The organism is Candidatus Pelagadaptatus aseana (assembly GCF_040362265.1).
GTDB lineage: Bacteria > Pseudomonadota > Gammaproteobacteria > Pseudomonadales > Cellvibrionaceae > Pelagadaptatus > Pelagadaptatus aseana.
In genome coordinates this window covers 401,236-420,855 of sequence record NZ_BAABNJ010000002.1, presented here as the reverse complement: position 1 = coordinate 420,855, position 19,620 = coordinate 401,236, and the positions used below count along the sequence as shown (strand labels likewise).

Genomic DNA, 19,620 nt, shown 5'->3' with positions numbered 1-19,620 from the left:
TATATATATCGCCAGCTGCTCACTAAACACCCAGCCAGCTGCCTTGATGATCAGGTCGCACCCCCAAAATAACAATTTTAAAAAACAGGAAGAACACCATGGCCACTCGCAAAACACCTGCAAAGAAAGCCCCCGCCAAGAAAAAAGCCGCAGCCAAAGCTGCCCCAGCCAAGAAAGTTAAAGCCGTTCAGGAACGCTACACCAAGACTCAGATTGTCAGCCAAATTGCCGACAACACCGAACTGACCAAAAAACAGGTTCAGAGCGTGCTGGACGAACTCAATGACATCATTGAAGGCCACATCAAAAAGCGCTCCTGTGGTGAATTCGTTCTGCCCGGCATGATGAAAATCACCACCGTGAAAAAGCCTGCCCGACGTGCCCGCAAAGGCATCAACCCGTTCACCGGTGAAGAAACCACCTTCGCAGCCAAGCCCGCCTCTACTCAGGTTAAGGTTCGCCCGCTGAAAAAAATGAAAGACATGGCCCTGTAATGCCGACATCAGCATCGCAAAACAAAAGGCTCGCCTTCGGCGGGCCTTTTTTTATGCCAGATTGAGCATTTCCAACAACTGTTTTGGCAATTGAGCAAAACACCCCTGCTCCAGTTTTGTTCTATAAATAGCAGCTGACTTGAATAAATATAATTAGATCGAGGAACTTGCCATGATTCGCCTGCATGACATGATTGAGCGCGCAGCCCGCCTTAATCCCACCGGTATTGCCACCCACTATCAGACCCGCAGCCACAGCTGGAGTGAAACCCTTGAGCGCATCAGCCGTCTGGCAGCCGGTTTTGCATCATTCAAACCCGACGATGGCGATCGAGTGGCGATCCTCAGCCTCAACAATGACCGCTATTACGAGGCCATGTTTGCCACCTTCTGGGCCTCACTCTGCGTCGTCCCCATGAATACCCGCTGGGCACTGCCAGAAAACACCTATGCGCTGACAGACTCCGGCAGCCGAATCCTGTTATTTGATGACGCGTTTACCGAGCAGGCCAAACAACTCAATGAAGCCACTGAGCAGCTGATAGCACTGATTTATATCGGTGAGGGCAACTGTCCGGAATGGGCAACAGACTACGAACAGCTTATTGCCAGCAACCAGCCCCTTGCCCCCTCGAGTCGCGGTGGCGAAGCCATGGCAGGAATATTTTATACCGGCGGCACCACCGGATTCCCCAAAGGTGTTATGCAGTCCCATAGTGCCATCTGGAGCAGTGCTCTGGGCGCTTCAGAGCAGATTGGCATGCGTCGCGAGCAAAGCTATTTGCACACCGCTCCGATGTTCCATATGGCCGATCTATGCGGCAGCATGGGCGCCACTCTGGGTGCCGCTACTCACGTGGTACTGCAAGGCTTTGAACCCGGCGAAGTGTTAAAAACCATCAGCGAGCAGCAAATCACCCACACCCTGCTGGTTCCGGCCATGATCAAAATGACCCTGAATCATCCCGATGCCAGCACCGCCGATGTTTCGTCCCTGCAGACCATCATCTACGGCGCCTCACCCATGCCCGCAGAAACCCTCAAGCAGTGCATGCAAACCTGGCCCGAAGTCGGACTGGTTCAGGCCTACGGCCAGACCGAAATGGCGCCCATCGTGTCGCTGCTGTCGGCAGCAGACCACCGCACAGGAGGCGAGATTTTAAAGTCCGCTGGCCGACCCTCCAGCGTCACCGATGTTCGCATTGTCGATGAAGAGGGCAACGACTGTCCCATTAACCAGTCCGGCGAGATCGTTGCCCGCGGCCCCCACTGCATGCTCGGTTACTGGAACAAACCCGAAGAAACCGCAAAAGCCCTGCAGGACGGCTGGGTCTTCACCGGCGATGCCGGCATGCTCAATGAAGACGGCTATTTGTTTATCGTCGATCGGGTCAAGGATATGGTCATTACCGGTGGCGAGAACGTCTTTACCACCGAAGTGGAGAACGCCATTATCGGCCACGAAGCGGTGCAGGATGTGGCGGTTATTGGCATCCCACACGAGGAATGGGGCGAAGCTGTTCACGCGATTGTGATTTTGCACCCGGGCAAAGACGTCAGCGAAGCGGATCTGATTGCACACTGTCGCCAGCAAATTGCCGGTTACAAACTGCCCAAATCCATTACCTTCCGTGAAGAACCGCTGCCACTGTCAGGGGCGGGTAAAGTGCTCAAGACCGAGCTCAGAAAACCCTACTGGGGCGACAAGGCCCGTCAGGTGAACTGACCGGTTGAAGCCTGTCACCCTGAACACAGCCCTGTCATTCCGAATTCACCCTGTCATCCCGAACGCAAGTGAGGGATGACAACTTTTCAAGGAATGGCAAATTTTAGTAATCACAGGGTTTTGAAATATCAGATTACAACAACGGCTGAGCCATCAAAGCATAACTGGCGACAAGACCCACAAACCACACCAGGGAACGCAGAGTGCCCTTGTCCATCAGGTACAGTGCGATATACACTACTCGACTGACCAGAAAAATCGAACACCACATCTGCATGGTAGCCACATCGGCATCGGACCACAGCGCCAGCAGCGCACCGGCGGCAAACACCGGAAAGGCCTCGATGGTATTTTCATGGGCCGCTTTGGCACGGGCGCCAAAGCCTTCCAGGCTGGCCTGCTGACCACGAGGATTGCTGTTGTCATAGCCGCCAACAGCTCGCGCCTGAGCAAAAGCCAGCGGCATTTTGGAAATAAAAATCAATAAAGCGGCAGCAATCACGCTACCCACCACAAACTCCATATATCCCCCAAACGTATCAATGGTTGTTGGTATTATTCTGCGGCCACAAACATATCGCTGGCCAGTGCACTGCGCAAGCGCGACACCCGGCTGGCCAAATCTTCGTCCGAATAGGCCTTGGCATCTACCACCCCCCAAATGGGTTTGGGCCAGGCGGCATCGTCTTTGGTACGGGCTACGTGATGAATATGCAGCTGTGGCACCATATTACCCAGCGCGGCGATATTCATTTTGTCGGGTACAAACAGATCGGCCATAACTTCAGCCAGATAACAGGACTCCTTCATCAACTGCTCGCGGTCAATCAGAGACATGTGAAACACTTCACGCAACCCCTCTCGCTTGGGTACCAGAATGCACCACGGGTAGTTGGCGTCTTTGCTCAGCAACACCAGACACAAGGGAAACTCTCCCAGTACGACGGTGTCAGCCGCCAACTGTGAATCCAGCTCAAAGGCTTTCTGGACATCTAACTCAGACATGCTCAACTCCTGTTTTTGCTTTTATTTTGGGCAGATTAAAGAGGCTGTTTGATGGTTTTCGGCTTTCCCCAGCCCCACTTCCACCGTAGAATAGCGGCCTTAATTTTTTCTGGGGGCCCTGCCCCTATTACACCCCCATTCTAGCCCAGAGGCCAGACTTATCATGCGCGCAAGTCGTTTTCTTATTGCCACATTAAAAGAAACCCCATCCGATGCGGAGGTAATCAGCCATCAGCTGATGCTGCGCGCCGGCCTGATACGCAAACTGGCGTCCGGTCTCTACACCTGGTTACCGCTGGGCCTGAAAGTACTGCGCAAAGTAGAAAATATTATCCGCGAGGAAATGAACGCCGCCGAGGCACAGGAAGTGTTGATGCCGGTGGTACAACCTTCCGAGCTGTGGCACGAATCCGGCCGCTGGGAGCAATATGGCCCGGAACTGCTGCGCATCAAGGATCGCAAGGATACCGATTTCTGTCTGGGCCCAACCCACGAGGAAGTGATCACCGACCTGATTCGCAACGAAGTCAACAGCTATAAACAGCTGCCTGCCAACTTCTATCAGATCCAGACCAAGTTCCGCGATGAGATCCGTCCACGCTTTGGCATCATGCGCTCCCGTGAATTTATCATGAAGGACGCCTATTCATTCCACCTGGGTCAGGCCTGCCTGCAGGAAACCTATGAGCGCATGCACACCGCCTACTGCAATATCTTCACCCGCATTGGTCTGGACTTCCGTCCCGTACTGGCCGATACCGGCTCCATCGGCGGTTCCAGCTCCCACGAATTCCACGTATTGGCCCAGAGCGGCGAAGACGACATTGCCTTCAGTAGCAACAGCGACTTTGCCGCCAACGTAGAACTGGCTGCCGCGCTGGCCCCCGAAGGCGAACGTCCGGCACCGACTCAGGCCATGAGTGAGGTGGCCACCCCCGGTCAGCACACCATTGAAGAAGTCTCCAAATGCCTGGACGTCTCCCCAGCTCAGGTTCTCAAAACCCTGATCGTTCTGGGTGTAGCCGAAGAAGAAGGCGGCGAGCAGCCGTTGATCGCGCTGGTGGTTCGTGGTGATCACGAGCTTAACGAGATCAAAGCCGAGAAAATCGACGGCATTGCCGCGCCACTGGAATTTGCCTCCTCCGAACAAATCAAAGCCACCATTGGCTGTGATATCGGCTCGATCGGCCCGATTGGACTGAACATCCGCACCATCGTTGACCACAGTGCCGCCCACGTAGCGGACTTTGCCTGTGGTGCCAACAAAGACGGTTTCCATATCGAAGGCGTTAACTGGGGTCGCGATGTTGAACTGACCGAAACCGCCGATATCCGCAATGTTGTCGTGGGTGACCCAAGCCCCTGCGGTCAGGGCAGCATCGAAATCAAGCGGGGTATTGAAGTGGGTCATATCTTCCAGCTGGGCACCAAGTACAGCTCAGCCATGAAGGCATCGGTACTGGATGAAAACGGCAAGGATCAGGTAATGACCATGGGCTGTTACGGCATTGGCGTGACCCGCATTGTGGCCGCTGCCATCGAACAGAATCATGATGACAACGGCATTATCTGGCCCGCCGCGATTGCCCCTTTCCAGGTCGCTGTGGTGCCCATCAACCTCAATAAGTCCGAAGCGGTTCGCCAAGAATGCGAAAAGCTCTACGCCGAACTGACCGCCGCGGGCATTGACGTGCTGTATATGGACGAAGAAAAAGCCCGTCTGGGCGTGATGCTGGCCAATACCGAACTGATGGGCATCCCCCATCGCGTTGTGATTGGCGATCGCGGACTGGAAAAAGGCATGGCCGAGTACAAAGGTCGCGCTGACGAAGAGAAACAGGAACTGCCGGTTGCCGGACTGCTAGACTTTATCAAAGCACAAGTTTCCTGAGCCAACCCACTACACGTCATTGCGATGAGCGAAACGAAGAAGCAATCTGGTCACCAAACTGCCAAGTTCTGGAGATTGCCGCGTCGTTTTGCGACTCGCAATGACAGCATCATTAAATCAAAGGCGCCTATTCTGTGGCTTTTGTGTACCCTGCTCGCCATCACTTGCCACCCCTCTTCAGCCAATACCAACCCCGTCATCGACGATGAATTGCGCCAGCTGTTAAAAGATACCATCGCCCAAAGCGACAGCTTTGAAGACAAATACGACGCCGAAGTCTGGCTGGTATCCAAGCGGGAACCCCTCAAGCGTTTTATCAAAGACCCCAAAGAACGAATGGATCTGCTGCGTAAGATCCATCGCGCCGCCACCCAGGCAGACCTGTAACCGGAAATCGTGCTGGCTGTGATTGAAGTGGAAAGCGGCTTTAACCGCTTTGCCGTATCCCGGGTAGGTGCTCAGGGCATGATGCAGGTCATGCCCTTCTGGAAGCATGAAATTGGGCGACCGGAAGACAATCTGATCGATACCGATACCAATCTTCAATATGGCTGTACCATACTCAAGCACTATATGAAGCGTTCCAATGGTCGCTTAATGGACGCACTGGCCCGCTACAACGGCAGTTATGGCAAATACTGGTACCCACGCCGGGTCATGGACGCCTGGGAAAAGCACTGGCGCTAAACCAACTACAAACAACAATAACAAATGAAACCCGAAGTCAGCGTTACCATCACTCAAACCCTGTTACGCGCCATGGAAGCCGCCAATATTGAAGGCATCGATTCACTGCTGAGCGAGTTTGACCTTACCCCGGAATTTCTCAGCAATCCGGAAAATCGCGTCAGCTTCGAAATACAGAGCGCCATCTGGCAGCATGCGTTCAGCCAACGAGGTCCTGAATTCGCCATCACCTTTGCCGAGACCACCCAGATAGCCAGCTTTCACCTGATTGGCTACATCGCCATCAACAGTCAAACCATTGATGATGCACTGGCGGCCGCTGAGCAATTCCAGATGGCTGCAGGCCAAGGCGGCACATTGTCGCGAGAAAATCACAGCACAGGTATCGCCATCTGTTATCGACCCATAAACCCGGAACAGGTGACCACTGCCGAGCGCTGTCTGGCCATGCTGGCGGCCAATATACAACTCGGCCGCAGCCTGATTGGCGCCGATTATCGTCCCACGCGGGTTAACCTGACACTGGCAGAACCCGAGTCAGCGGACACCATCGAACGCTTCTTCCAATGTCCTGTGCATTACAGCCAACCTCAGGATCAAATGGTTCTGGACCAGAAGCTACTGCAACAACCCCTGCCCCACGCCAGTGTCGAATTGCTGAATGTCATGAAACTCCGAGCCGAGAAGGTGCTGGCAGGATTGGACAGCGACAACACCATGGCGGGCCGGGTCGCACAATTAATCAGCGCTTCCCTGCTTGGTCAGGAGCCGGACAAGAACACCATTGCCGGGCAGTTGCATATCAGCCCGCGCACTCTGCAGCGCAAACTGGCCAACGAACAAACCACCTATCAGCAGGTGCTGGATAACACCCGACACCAGCTGGCGTTGGATTATTTGAGTCAGCCTGAATTGAATATTACCGATATCGCCTATTTGCTCGGCTTTACCGAACCCAGCGCCTTTTATCGCGCGTTTAAAAAGTGGCAGGGGGTAACCCCGGGCAATTACCGGGATCAGCTTTAAATAAAAACCATTAATTGCGGTCAACAAAGCCGAAACCTGTTGAGTTGCCCCAGCAGGTTTCGTAGACTGCCAATCAGTTTATCGCGTCTTGTCGGGGTGCTCTGATATTCACTACCAGAGCTGAGATGGGCAATCTGGAAAAGCCCAAACCCGTAGTACCTGAACAGGTTAATACCTGCGTAGGAAACAAGCAGTTCTCACACTCGGACTCTGGCCCTTGTAACTAGCTACTTTTAATCCGGTAAAACCCGGTAAAAGTCACTAACTATAAACACCAGAAATCCGATTCTCGTCAGGGCGCATGTTATTCACTTTCTCCGGAGTGTAACCACATGCCCAAGTCCGACGCCCTCAAGCACCTCAGCAGCACCGCCAGTGTAGACGAACTGTCCACTCAGCCGCTGCCAAATTCCAAAAAATTCTACGTTGAAGGCAGCCGCCCGGATATCCGCGTGGCCATGCGCGAGGTGACTCAATCGCCCACGCATTTGCAAGACGGCTCTCTGGAAGAAAACCCGCCGGTTCGCATCTATGACACCTCCGGCCCCTACACCGATCCAGCCATTGCCATCGATGTGCGCAAAGGTTTGGCGCCCATGCGCGCCGACTGGATTTCCGAACGCGAGGACACGGTAGAGCTGGATCGCTTCACCTCTGAATATACCCGTCTGCGTGACCAGAACATCACACTGGACAATCTGCGCTTCAACCACATTCGTAAACCCCGTCGCGCCCTGCCCGGTCAAAATGTCACCCAGCTGCACTATGCACGCCAAGGCATCATTACCCCGGAGATGGAGTACATCGCCATCCGCGAAAATCTGGCGCTGGAAGAAAAGGCAATGGAAGAAGCCGCCAAGCAGCAGCATCCGGGCCAGAACTTCGGTGCCAATACCCCGAAATTCATTACCCCGGAATTTGTTCGCAGTGAAGTGGCCGCCGGTCGCGCGGTAATCCCGGCCAACATCAATCACCCGGAATCCGAGCCCATGATCATTGGCCGCAACTTTCTGGTGAAGATCAACGCCAATATCGGCAACAGCGCCGTGACCTCCTCCATCGAAGAAGAAGTAGAGAAAATGGTCTGGTCGACCCGCTGGGGTGGCGATACCGTGATGGACCTGTCCACCGGTGACAACATCCACGAAACCCGTGAGTGGATCGTTCGCAATTCCCCGGTACCCATTGGCACGGTGCCCATTTATCAGGCGCTGGAAAAGGTCAATGGTGTGGCCGAAGATCTGACCTGGGAGATCTTCCGCGACACATTGATTGAACAGTGTGAACAGGGCGTTGACTACTTCACCATTCACGCTGGCGTATTGCTGCGTTACGTGCCCATGACCGCCAAGCGCATTACCGGCATCGTTTCTCGTGGTGGCTCAATCATGGCCAAGTGGTGCCTGGCACACCACAAGGAAAATTTCCTCTACACCCACTTTGAAGACATCTGTGAAATTCTCAAAGCCTATGACGTCACCTTTTCTCTGGGCGACGGCCTGCGTCCCGGCTGTGTCGCTGACGCCAACGATGAAGCTCAGTTTGCCGAACTGCGCACCCTGGGTGAACTGACCAAGATTGCCTGGAAACACGACGTGCAGGTGTTTATTGAAGGCCCGGGTCACGTCCCCATGCACATGGTCAAAGAGAATATGGACGAGCAGCTCAAGCACTGTCACGAAGCGCCTTTCTACACCTTGGGGCCACTGGTGACCGACATTTCCCCCGGCTACGACCACTTTGCTTCGGGTATCGGTGCGGCGATGATCGGCTGGTACGGTTGCGCCATGCTCTGCTATGTGACCCCCAAAGAACATCTGGGTCTGCCCAACCGCGATGACGTAAAAGAAGGCATTATCACCTACAAGATCGCTGCCCACGCCGCGGATCTGGCCAAGGGTCACCCGGCCTCACAAATCCGCGATAACGCCCTGTCCAAGGCGCGGTTTGAATTCCGCTGGGAAGACCAGTTCAACCTGAGCCTCGACCCGGACCGCGCCCGTGAATTCCACGATGAAACCCTGCCCAAGGATGCCGCCAAGGTGGCTCACTTCTGCTCCATGTGCGGTCCCAAGTTCTGCTCCATGAAGATCACCCAGGAAGTGCGCGACTATGCTGCGGCCAACCCCGAATCGGTCAGTCCGGAAGTCATCGATGCGGCCGAAGGCATGGCCGAGATGTCGGAAAAATTCAAAGCCGAGGGCAGTGAAATTTATAAAGAAGTCTGAATGACATGAGTTCCACAGCATCAACCCCGGATCGTCCCATTGAGTCCATCGATCATGCCTCAATGAATATTGGCATTGTCGGTGCCGGCATTATGGGGCGCCTACTTGGGTGGCAGCTGCAAACCAGCGGCTATCAGGTCACCCTGTTTGATAAGGACCCGATCGATTGCGGTACCGCGGCGGCCTACACCGCCGCCGGCATGCTCGCCCCCTACAGCGAGCTCGAAAGCGCCGAAGATGTGGTCTATCAACTGGGGCAACGCAGTCTGGTATTGTGGCCACAATGGATCGAGCAACTTGAGGCGCAACACTATTTTCATCAGGCTGGCAGCCTGGTAGTTGCCCACCCTCAGGACACCGCCGACCTCGAGCACTTCAACCAGACACTGAAACACAAGCTGCCGGATCATCAAGACATTGCCTATCTGAACCAGCAACAGCTGCGTGAACTGGAGCCCGAGCTGGCCAGCCATTTCCAATCAGCGACCTCGTTGCAGGGCGAATCCTGGGTGTACACCAAAGAAATCATGGCCACCCTGGCCCACCGGCTCATGTCCGCCGGTGCCAACTGGTATGCAGAAACAACCGTGAGCCATGTAGAACCCGGCAGCATTACCACCGATTGCGGTTCATACCAGTTTGACTGCGTCATCGATTGTCGCGGCCTCGGCGCCAAACCCGATATTGCCAAATTGCGTGGCGTGCGCGGTGAAGTCATTCACGTGCAGGCGCCCGAGGTTAATCTCAAACGCATGGTGCGATTGATGCATCCACGCTATCGGCTGTATCTGGTTCCCCGGGACAACCACCACTACATTCTTGGCGCCACCCAGATTGAGAGCGAAGACACCAGCGGCATCAGTGTCCGCTCAGCTCTGGAATTGCTATCGGCCCTTTACGCCATCCACCCGGGGTTTGCCGAAGCCCGGGTGGTAGAAACTCTAACCAACTGTCGTCCGGCGCTGCTTGATAACCTGCCCGCCATCCACAAGCAGGATGGCCTGATTCAGGTTAATGGCCTCTATCGGCACGGCTATTTGTTGGCCCCGGCTCTGGCAGAGCAGGTTGTGGCCACTCTTGAAGGCAGCGGAAAAACGGCTCCGGATTTTTCCGAGATTTTTCACACGCTGTAACCGAACATCAGGAAATGCATTTGTGATTACGATACAACTCAACGGCGAAGCCAAACAAATTTCCGAGGCACAACCTCTGGATCAGGTGCTGAACGAACTGACCGGTTTGCCAGAGAATTTTGCCATCGCCGTTAACGAAGATTTTGTACCCCGCAGTCAATATCAGGCCATCGAGATAACAGAAGGCGACCACATTGAACTGCTTGTTCCCATGCAAGGAGGTTAGCCCGTGTGGAACCTTGCCGACAAAGAGATTGAGAGCCGCTTATTTATCGGCTCGGCGCTCTACCCTTCTCCCCAGATTATGACCGATGCCATCAAGGCCTCCGGTTCCGATGTGGTTACGGTGTCTCTGAGACGCCAGTCTCAGGACAGCGGTAACCAGAATATCTTCTGGGATTGCATAAAAGAACTGGATATCAATATCCTGCCCAATACCGCCGGCTGCCACTCCGTCAAAGAAGCCGTCACTACCGCCCAAATGGCCCGAGAACTGTTTGGCACCCACTGGATCAAGCTGGAAGTGATTGGCGATGAATACAGCCTGCAACCGGATCCCTTTGCCCTGCTGGAGGCAACCCGGGAATTAATCAGTCAGGGATTTGAAGTCTTCCCCTATTGCACCGACGATCTGGTGCTGTGTGAAAAGCTGGCAGAAGCCGGATGCCGCATCCTGATGCCCTGGGGCGCTCCCATTGGCACCGGCAAGGGACTGATCAATCCCTACGCCCTGAAAACCCTGCGCCAACGCATGCCTGACCTGACCCTGGTGGTCGATGCCGGTATCGGCGCCCCCTCCCACGCCGCTCTGGCACTGGAAATGGGCTACGATGCCGTATTGTTGAACACCGCCGTTGCCCAATCGCCGGACCCGGTTACCATGGCCCGTGGCTTCAAAGCCGCCGTGGCAGCTGGTCGCTACGCCTACGAAGCCGGCATCATGCCGGAAAAAGATCTGGCGCAACCCAGTACCCCAACCCTTGGTACCCCTTTCTGGCACCAGCACTCATAGATCACAGGCCATGACCACCTACAAGCCCGATGCCCGCTACCCGATTCAGACCCACTCGTTTGTTTCGAGAAAGACCAAACCCGTGGTACTGGCCATTGGCGGCAGTGACAGTGCCGGACTCGCCGGCATCCAGATGGACAGCCGCAGCTGTCACGCCATGGGCGTTCACTGCGCCACCGCCATTACCGCCGTGACGGCACAGAACAATCAATCCCTGATTGCCATCAACCCGGTAGACTCGGACATATTGGAACAGCAAATCGACGCTGCTCTGGCGCTCAAGCCCCAGGCCATAAAAATCGGTTTGCTGGCCAGCGTCAGCCAGGTGCAGATGCTGATTCGAAAACTGCCGCTGTTATCACTGCCGGTGGTATTTGATCCCGTGATCAAGACCAGCAGTGACGCGGAATTATTGAATGGCGAACTGATCGCATTCATCAAATCCCAGCTGATCCCCCTGTGTACCGTGGTGACACCGAACCTGCCGGAAGCCGAGCAACTGCTGGATCACCCCCCAAGTGCCCAAGCACTAAAATCCCTCGGGAGTCAGTGGGCCATAATCACCGGTGGCCACAGTCAGGATCAACAGGCGACTGAAGAGTGTTGTGGCCCCAATCATCAGTTTTGTTTGAGCCATTCGAAACTAGACAGTCGTCACCTGCGTGGCAGTGGTTGCGCCTTCGCCGCAACCCTGGCAGCCACACTTGCTCTGGGGTATGAAGTTCGCGACGGTCTGGTTATTACCAAAATGGCCCTGCAGCAAGGCATAGAACAGGCCAGCGGTGTCAACGACCAGAAAGGTTGCGTGGATGTGTCACAATTTCCCCACAGCCACTGGCCAGTCTTCAGTGACCAAGCCGCTTTAACCAACGCCAACGCCAGCGCACTCCAATTTCCTCCCTGCACAGGTAACGGCGAGCCGGACACGCTCGGACTCTACCCCATCGTCGACAGCGCCGACTGGCTGGCACGACTGCTGCCTCAGGGTATCACTACCGCACAACTTCGGGTTAAACACCTTGAAGGACAAGCTCTGGCCGACGAGATCGAACGGGCCGTGGCCATCGGCAAGCAATACAACTGCCGCCTGTTTATCAATGACTACTGGCAGCTGGCCATCGAAAAAGGCGCCTATGGCGTGCATCTGGGACAGGAAGATCTGGAGGTCGCCGACCTTGCAGCGATACATCAGGCAGGTCTGCGTCTGGGCCTGAGCAATCACTGCCACTTTGAAGTGGTGCGGGCACTGGCCGTCAAACCCTCCTATATCGCCTGCGGCCCCACCTTCGCCACCACCACCAAAGATATGCCCTGGGTCCCACACGGGCTTGAAGGTCTGCGGTATTGGGTTAACGCTTTGCCGGACTATCCATTGGTATCCATTGCCGGCATCAACGATCACAACATCCAAGATATTGCCGCCACCGGCGTTTCCGGTATTGCCATGATTACCGCCATCACTCTGGATGACAATCCCGAACAAAAAACTTCCGAGTTGATGGCGTTGATTAACGAGGCTCGCCTATGACTGATTTGAGCGAGCGGCAACAGCTGCGCTATCAGCGCCACTGCCAGTTACCGGGTTTTGGTGAAGCCGGCCAGCAGCGATTGCAACAATCCCATATCCTGATTATCGGCATGGGTGGACTGGGTTGCCCGGCCGCTTTGTATCTGGCGGCTGCCGGTGTCGGCAAACTGACTCTGGTGGATGGCGATCAGGTCAGTCTCTCCAACCTGCAGCGACAGGTTCTGTTTACCGAAGCAGACATCGGCCGCAGCAAAGTCGTTGCCGCCGCAGAGCGGCTGTCGGCGTTAAATTCCGACATCACCATTGAAGTCGTTGCATCCCACCTGACTCTGGACAACGCCCCGGCCCTGATCGAAGACTGTGATCTGGTGCTCGATTGCACCGACAATTTTCACAGCCGCTACCTGATCAACGACCTTTGTCACTTCTTTCAAACCCCTTGGCTTTACAGCAGTGTGCTGGGGTTCAATGGCCAACTGGCACTGTTTGATCCGGCTCATTCCTGTTTCCGCTGCCTGTTCCCCGAATTAAGCGAAGTGCCAGATTGCAATCAGGCCGGAGTACTGGGTGTCGTCCCGGGCACTCTGGGTAGCTTTCAAGCCTCTGAGGCCATTAACTATCTGGCGAATCTTAAGCCATACGACACCAATCGCCTGCAACAATATTCGGCTCTGGAAAACACTCTGCGCAGCATCAAACTGCACCAGTCCGACGAATGCCCCCTGTGCAGCCAGCAACAAACCTATAAAGATCTGATTGATGACTATCAACCGAGCTGCCAGTTGGTACCAGACGACCAGCTGATCTCCCCACAGCAACTCACACAATTTATCGCAACCCACCAGCCGCAACTGATTGATGTGCGATCCCCGGATGAACATCATCGGCACAATATTGGCGGTCGTAATATCCCCTTACCCCTTATGGATAAGACGGATGACCTGAATCCAGATACATGGTACCTTCTCTATTGTCAGAGCGGCGTACGCAGTCAAAAAGCCTTGCAGATATTGCTGGAGAAAGGTTATTCCCAGCTTCGATCCCTGCAAGGGGGTTTAGATGCCCTCCAAAAAGAACAATAAAAATAGATAGAGGGTTGGGTGAGGCGTCTCACTCAATTGGGATGCTATGGCATGGTCATACAGACAGCTGTGCGCTAAACAAATCACACTACTGCTCGTCACTTTGTTGATCTCACACGCTTCACAGGCAGATAGCTGCAGGGAAACCCGTGCAGAAAACGGCTCCGTGGATTTGCAGTGCCTGAATCAGGAAGCCTTTCTGGAACTTCAGGGTAACTGGTTACTGCAATTTGAAGCGGTCAACGGCGTCTACCAATACAACAATCTGGCACCGGTTCCGAAAGTCTGGGGACTGCTCCCAGGCAATGATGGCAAACATGCCAAAGGCAAAGGCACCTACCAACTGACCCTGATCAACCCGCCGCAAGATCAACAGCTCAGCCTGCTGCTGCCAAGGTTGTTTGCCGCACGTGATGTGCGCCTGCAATACCCGGACGGCTCTGAAAAGATCCTGTTACAGGCTGGTGATGTCGACGACACCAACAATTTTTTCCAGACCCCGGTTAAACACTACCCACTGCTGCTACCCTATCTGACATCAGGCACCAAACTGATTGTGACTCTGGGCAGTTACGAAGCCCATTTATCCGGTTTCAGGCAGGCCCCGACTCTGGCCCACGCAGCCCCACTCTACCATAAACAGTTCACCCAAAAGCTGGCCACCGCAGCCACGGCGACGTTACTGGTCATGTTCGCCATCACCAACCTGTTTCTCTGGGGCACCAAAAGTCAGGAAAAACTTGTGGTATTGCTAGCGATTGCGGGGATCTGTCTGAGCATCCGCCAAATCAATAACGCCGGTCTGGTCTATGATCTGTTGCCAAATCTGAGCATTGCCATCGATGCCTACGCTCATTGGCTGTCCTACCTGATTGGTACCATCAGTGCTCTGAGCTACATCTACACGCTGCATCGCGAGCGTATCCCCATGTGGCTGATCCGCACCATCATCGGAGTGCCAACCGCAGCGGTAGTCATTCTGCTCTACGGTGGCCTGGCAGCCATTGAGAGCATTGCCAACTTTCTCTACCCGGCCATTGTGGTACTGATCAGCACTTTTCTGGCCTACCAGATCCGCGCTTACTCACGGGACTCACTGGACGACATGCTGACACTTGGCAGTATGTTGCTGATCGTGGCCTGCCTGACCTTCGACATCGTCCACTACCACATGTACGGGGTAGACCTGATGATCCCTCTGGTGACTGTGGCCTGGATTATATTTATCGCCACCCAGACTTACCTGCTGTCACATCGGTATGCACTGACCTTCAGGAAAAACCTGAAACTCAATAATGAACTCACCGAGCTGAACATCAATCTCGAGCACCGAATTTCCGAACGCACGACCGAACTGGCCAGGAAAAATGAAGAGCTGGAGATCATGTCCAAAACCGATGCCCTGACCGGATTGGCCAACCGCTGGGTCGTGCGAGAGTTTGTCGACAGCGAGTTCACCCGGATGAAGCGCCGCTACAACTACTTATCGGCGGTGCTGCTCGACATCGATTTTTTCAAACAGGTAAACGATAAACACGGTCATTTAGCCGGCGATTTGGTGTTGCAAAAGATAGCCAGCTTACTGCAAAAGTCCGTCAGAAAAATGGATTTGGTGGCCCGCTGGGGCGGTGAAGAGTTTTGCATTATCTTTCCCTGCATTGACCAACAGGAGGCATTTCAAATCATGGAGCGCATCCGCAAATCGATTCAACGTACCACCACCGTGATCGACGACAATCTGTCTATCCATGTCACGGCCAGTGCTGGCATCGCCACCACCGACAAAGCCATCGCCTTTGATGAGCTACTTCACCACGCCGATGTGGCGCTCTACGAAGCCAAAGAACTTGGGCGCAACCAGACCCGGTTAAGTCAAGGGCAAACAGAATCACCGACATCACAACTGGAACTGGTATGACATTCTCGCGAGAACAATGGATTGAGAAGCTGCAATTACAGCCGCACGTTGAAGGGGGCTATTATCGGCGTACCTTTGAATCCAGCCATCGGCCGGTTCAAGCCACGCCAAATGGCTCGCGCTATGCCATGACCTCCATTTTCTATCTGCTGAGCGCGGACTCACCCGTGGGACACTTCCACCGCAACCAATCGGATATCATGCATGTTTTCCACTCCGGTGCCTCAATCACCTATTTCCTGATTTATCCGGATGGTGAATTACAGGTACGAACCCTCGGCAGCGACATAGACTCCGGTGAAGAGCTGCAATTTGTTGCCCCCGGGGGCGTCTGGAAGGCATCAACACTTAACCCCGGCCACGACTATGGGCTGCTCTCAGAAGTGGTCGTGCCCGGTTTTGACTTCGCTGACATGACACTCGGACAGGCCGCAATTCTGCAACGACGATTTCCCCAGCACTCTGAGCTGATACAGCGCTATTGCAAAAGCTGAGGTTGTTACAACCCCAAGCTATTCTCTGCTAACCGTTGGCGCACTGACGTACAAAGCGCACTCCAACAGTGCACTTTTTGACCTGCACAATATCCAGCGGTCGCCCCCATGCTATTTCAGATCACTGAAAAAGCCTTCACGTTTGAGACAAAACTGACATATTTCTGCGCGACTATAGCAACCGTTTCAAGTTGGCAAAACTATTGCTCTATAGAAAGTAAGTACGGCAGCCAAATCATCACTCGATGCGGGAGACCAGCACATGAGCGCACTGGAGAATCACTTACACAGCATTTCGAGCACGGAGTTTGAACCCCAGGGGCTGGCCTTTTTTGATCTGGATCGCACTCTGATCGCAGGGTTCTCGATCTTGGCGCTGGCGCTGGAGACGGCACGATTCGGCCTCAAGCAGGGTGAATTCAGGCAGACCACCAAGGTTATCAAGGACACCCTCAAGGCCCATATCGACGGCTCCAACAATTACGACCGTCTGGTGCGACGACTGGCCAAGGCACTGACCGGTGTTTCTGAAGAAACCCTCTATATGCTGGGACAAAAAGCCTACGAAAACACCCTGGCCAAGAGTCTCTACAACGAGGCCATTACCCTGATAGAAACCCATCGCCGCGCGGGCCACAAGTTGATTCTGGTCAGTGCCGCCAGTGACTATCAGGTTTCTCACATTGCCAGCGTACTGGGTTTTGATGACATCTGTTGTACCCACCTGGAGGTTCAGGAAGGCCACTTCACCGGTCAGGTGATCGCCCCCCTGTGCTATGGCAAAGGCAAGCTGATGGCCGCCCGCCGTATCGCCAAGAAATACGATACCGATCTCGAACAAGCCTGGTTTTATTCAGACTCCAAAGACGATATGCCCCTGCTGACCCAGGTTGGTTATCCCGTGGCAACCAACCCCTCGGAAAAACTCAAGGTGCATGCCCGCAATAAAGGATGGCCGATACTCAACTTCAAAAGCCGGGGTCTGCCAGATCTGGAAAGCTTGATCCGGACGGTCCTGACCACCGAAGCCATTATCGCCACCACCGCATGGGGTTTTATCAGTAAGCGTCTTGGCATTGAAAAAGACCGCCGGGCCAATGACATTACCCGGCTGGCGGGTGATATTGGCTGCAGCCTGGCGGGTATGAATCTGGAAGTCGAGGGCATTGAACACCTGTATCAGAATCGCCCCGCCATTTTTGTCTTCAACCATCAGAGCATGCTCGACACACTGGTATTGGCGCATCTGCTGCGCCGGGATGTGGTGGCCTACTGTAAGGCTGAAATGAGCAAAGTACCGGTCATAGGCCCCTTATTGCGACAGACGGATACCATCTTCGTCGATCGCGAGGGCGGGGATCAAAGGGAGATTTTTCAACGCTCGCTGGCGGTTTTAAAATCCGGCCGTTCACTGGTGATTGCCCCGGAAGGGACCCGCAGTACTCTGGGCGATATCCAACCCTTTAAGCAAGGGGCTTTTCTGTTGGCAAAAAAAGCCGGAGTCCCCATCGTTCCGATCGTTCTCCATAATGTAAAGGATGCCATGCCCAAGGGTGGCCTATTGATACGCCCTGCCGACATCAAGGTCACTGTGCTGCCACCGGTGGCACCGGAATCGCTGAAAAACGTCCGGCATACCTGTGCCGATATTGAACGCCAATATACCGAAGTGCTTGGACACTCCAAACAGGCCTGCCTGCCCAAAGGGCTGAATAAAGTTGCCGCCGAGAGCAGCGAAGGCACACAAGAACTCGACACTCCGGCGGTGGCCTGATAAGACTCTTCGATAGTCCCTTTTGGTATCTGTTATTTGGCAAGCCATCGCTCTACACTGGCAAGCTAGAAAACACGGATGCCAAAAGGAGAATAACAATGGCCACTGCAACCGAGATCAAAACAGACGGTTTTCAGAGCTTTGCTGAGTTTTACCCCTTCTATTTGCAGGAGCACTCAGACAAGACCTGCCGCCGCCTGCACTTTATTGGCAGCACTCTGGTGCTGGCATTGATCGCCTATGTCATTTTTACCAGCCAGCCTATTCTGCTTTGGGCCCTGCCTGTGATCGGCTATGGTTTCGCCTGGGTGGGCCACTTCATGTTCGAGAAAAACAAGCCAGCCACGTTTAAATACCCCATCTACAGCCTGATGGCTGACTGGGTGATGTATAAGGATATCCTGACGCGCAAAATCGAGTGGTAAGCTAATCAGCTGCGTTCAAATCTGCAGACGAAAAACCGCCTCAACGGGATCTGACCGAAGAGGCGGCCATATTCTTCATTTGCCACGACTCAAGCTGCGCCTGTAGCAGGGGATCCCGCCCCTCTAGAGCCAATGTCAGGAAAGCAAAATCGTCATAACCAAAGAACAGCTCACCATCCCAGACCATACTGGGAATACCAAATACGCCTAGCGCCACAGCCGATTCGGTTTGCTGCCTCAAGCTTTTCTTCGCCTCTTCAGACTGTGCAGCTGTTACAAGTTCTGCACCCTCAAGACCAATATCCTCTGCGAGCCGAGCAAGCACCTCAGCATCGCTGACATGTAATCGATCCACCCATACGGCCCTGAAAATTCGGTCAATTAACTGCCAGCGTTTATCCTCTGGAAAATCCAGCGAGGACATTCTCAGCGCCAACAGTGGATCAAACGGGTGATGCACCGGAGGTGACATAGGCACGCCCAGCAATGTGCATTTACGCAGTATATTTTTCAGCATCCAGTCGCGTTTGGCCGGAATTTCAGCCGGCCCAACATTGCCATGGGTATTTAATAACCCGGCAAATAAGATCGGAACCGGTCGAATAGTGACATCATGCTTCTCAATCAACTTATGCAATTGCGTCCATGCCAGATAGGCGTTGTTGGATACGTAATCAAAGTAAAAGGTAATTTCACGCATGGAGTATTCCTGACTGAGCATCTGCTTGGTATTGGCCCCAGTATATATTGCCAGATTGACTCGATAAGGCCGGAAAGCTGAACGGATTGTGCGGGTGGGTGGACAATGGGTTGTTTGGTAAACGATAAGAGTCCGGTTGAATAGGTAAAGCGGGATTTTTCTGGAGCTACAGGAGGGATGGACTCATAAAACGCTCGGGCGTTTTATGACCCTGCGGGCGCCGTTCGGCGGTCTAAATTGCTGCGCAATTTGTCGAACCGGAGGAATTTTTTAAATCTCTCTCGGCTGCGCCGTTAAACGAAAAAGCCCGGCTGACTAGGTAAAGCGGGATTTTTCTGGAGCTACAGGAGGGATGGACTCATAAAACGCTCGGGCGTTTTATGACCCTGCGGGCGCCGTTCGGCGGTCTAAATTGCTGCGCAATTTGTCGAACCGGAGGGATTTGTTAAATCTCTCTCGGCTGCGCCGTTAAACGAAAAAGCCCGGCTGATAGCCGG

Annotated in this window: 17 protein-coding genes, 1 pseudogene and 1 riboswitch; of the genes and pseudogenes, 15 read left to right on the top strand and 3 right to left on the bottom strand. The window is 54.1% G+C overall.

Going from position 1 to position 19,620, the window contains the following annotated elements:
• Positions 1-98 precede the first annotated feature (98 nt).
• Both ACPXV9_RS04485 and ACPXV9_RS04480 read left to right on the top strand, forming a co-directional pair.
• Positions 99-494, top strand: a complete 396-nt coding sequence (locus ACPXV9_RS04485) for an HU family DNA-binding protein (protein ID WP_423894952.1) — start codon at positions 99-101, stop codon at positions 492-494.
• A gap of 172 nt (positions 495-666) precedes the next feature.
• Entirely contained in the window at positions 667-2,220 is a 1,554-nt protein-coding gene (locus ACPXV9_RS04480) for an acyl-CoA synthetase (RefSeq protein ID WP_423894950.1), read from the top strand.
• A gap of 133 nt (positions 2,221-2,353) precedes the next feature.
• Here the strand turns inward: ACPXV9_RS04480 and ACPXV9_RS04475 are convergent, their stop codons facing one another.
• Complete coding sequence (locus ACPXV9_RS04475) at positions 2,354-2,743, bottom strand: MAPEG family protein (RefSeq protein WP_423894948.1); 390 nt, start codon at positions 2,741-2,743, stop codon at positions 2,354-2,356.
• 32 nt (positions 2,744-2,775) lie between these two features.
• Positions 2,776-3,225 (bottom strand): HIT domain-containing protein, encoded by a 450-nt coding sequence (locus ACPXV9_RS04470; protein WP_423894947.1) that lies wholly within the window; start codon positions 3,223-3,225, stop codon positions 2,776-2,778.
• 163 nt (positions 3,226-3,388) lie between these two features.
• Between ACPXV9_RS04470 and ACPXV9_RS04465 the strand changes: the two genes are divergently transcribed.
• The 13 genes and pseudogenes from ACPXV9_RS04465 (at position 3,389) to ACPXV9_RS04405 (ending at position 18,423) form a co-directional block, all read left to right on the top strand.
• Positions 3,389-5,116, top strand: a complete 1,728-nt coding sequence (locus ACPXV9_RS04465) for a proline--tRNA ligase (RefSeq protein WP_423894945.1) — start codon at positions 3,389-3,391, stop codon at positions 5,114-5,116.
• A gap of 108 nt (positions 5,117-5,224) precedes the next feature.
• Positions 5,225-5,803, top strand: a pseudogene (locus ACPXV9_RS04460) (lytic transglycosylase domain-containing protein).
• A 24-nt stretch (positions 5,804-5,827) separates the two neighbouring features.
• Positions 5,828-6,829, top strand: a complete 1,002-nt coding sequence (locus tag ACPXV9_RS04455) for an AraC family transcriptional regulator (protein ID WP_423894943.1) — start codon at positions 5,828-5,830, stop codon at positions 6,827-6,829.
• Between the two features lie 82 nt (positions 6,830-6,911).
• A riboswitch (TPP riboswitch) is annotated at positions 6,912-7,032 on the top strand.
• 129 nt (positions 7,033-7,161) lie between these two features.
• Positions 7,162-9,057 (top strand): phosphomethylpyrimidine synthase ThiC, encoded by a 1,896-nt coding sequence (thiC, locus tag ACPXV9_RS04450; protein WP_423894941.1) that lies wholly within the window; start codon positions 7,162-7,164, stop codon positions 9,055-9,057.
• A 5-nt stretch (positions 9,058-9,062) separates the two neighbouring features.
• Positions 9,063-10,190: a glycine oxidase ThiO gene (gene thiO / locus ACPXV9_RS04445; protein WP_423894940.1), complete on the top strand. Its 1,128-nt coding sequence runs from the start codon at positions 9,063-9,065 to the stop codon at positions 10,188-10,190.
• Positions 10,191-10,212: 22 nt separating this feature from the next.
• Positions 10,213-10,416, top strand: coding sequence for a sulfur carrier protein ThiS (thiS, locus tag ACPXV9_RS04440; RefSeq protein ID WP_423894939.1), 204 nt, complete (start codon positions 10,213-10,215; stop codon positions 10,414-10,416).
• A 3-nt stretch (positions 10,417-10,419) separates the two neighbouring features.
• Positions 10,420-11,202: a thiazole synthase gene (locus ACPXV9_RS04435; protein ID WP_423894937.1), complete on the top strand. Its 783-nt coding sequence runs from the start codon at positions 10,420-10,422 to the stop codon at positions 11,200-11,202.
• A 10-nt stretch (positions 11,203-11,212) separates the two neighbouring features.
• Complete coding sequence (gene thiE / locus ACPXV9_RS04430) at positions 11,213-12,730, top strand: thiamine phosphate synthase (RefSeq protein WP_423894935.1); 1,518 nt, start codon at positions 11,213-11,215, stop codon at positions 12,728-12,730.
• Positions 12,727-13,812 carry a ThiF family adenylyltransferase gene (locus ACPXV9_RS04425; protein WP_423894933.1) on the top strand — a complete coding sequence of 362 codons (1,086 nt, stop codon included), beginning with the start codon at positions 12,727-12,729 and terminating at the stop codon, positions 13,810-13,812. The genes thiE and ACPXV9_RS04425 overlap by 4 nt, the downstream gene beginning before the upstream one ends.
• Positions 13,813-13,978: 166 nt before the next feature.
• Positions 13,979-15,730, top strand: coding sequence for a GGDEF domain-containing protein (locus ACPXV9_RS04420; protein WP_423894931.1), 1,752 nt, complete (start codon positions 13,979-13,981; stop codon positions 15,728-15,730).
• Complete coding sequence (locus tag ACPXV9_RS04415; RefSeq protein ID WP_423894929.1) at positions 15,727-16,224, top strand: cupin domain-containing protein; 498 nt, start codon at positions 15,727-15,729, stop codon at positions 16,222-16,224. The genes ACPXV9_RS04420 and ACPXV9_RS04415 overlap by 4 nt, the downstream gene beginning before the upstream one ends.
• Before the next feature lie 262 nt (positions 16,225-16,486).
• Positions 16,487-17,998: an HAD-IB family hydrolase gene (locus ACPXV9_RS04410; RefSeq protein ID WP_423894927.1), complete on the top strand. Its 1,512-nt coding sequence runs from the start codon at positions 16,487-16,489 to the stop codon at positions 17,996-17,998.
• Between the two features lie 98 nt (positions 17,999-18,096).
• On the top strand, positions 18,097-18,423 hold the full coding sequence (locus ACPXV9_RS04405; protein WP_423894926.1) for an Mpo1-like protein: 327 nt from the start codon (positions 18,097-18,099) through the stop codon (positions 18,421-18,423).
• Positions 18,424-18,463: 40 nt separating this feature from the next.
• Here the strand turns inward: ACPXV9_RS04405 and ACPXV9_RS04400 are convergent, their stop codons facing one another.
• The gene (locus ACPXV9_RS04400) at positions 18,464-19,123 is read right to left on the bottom strand and encodes a 2-hydroxychromene-2-carboxylate isomerase (RefSeq protein WP_423894924.1); all 660 of its coding nucleotides are present in this window, start codon (positions 19,121-19,123) and stop codon (positions 18,464-18,466) included.
• Between the last annotated feature and the right edge of the window lie 497 nt (positions 19,124-19,620).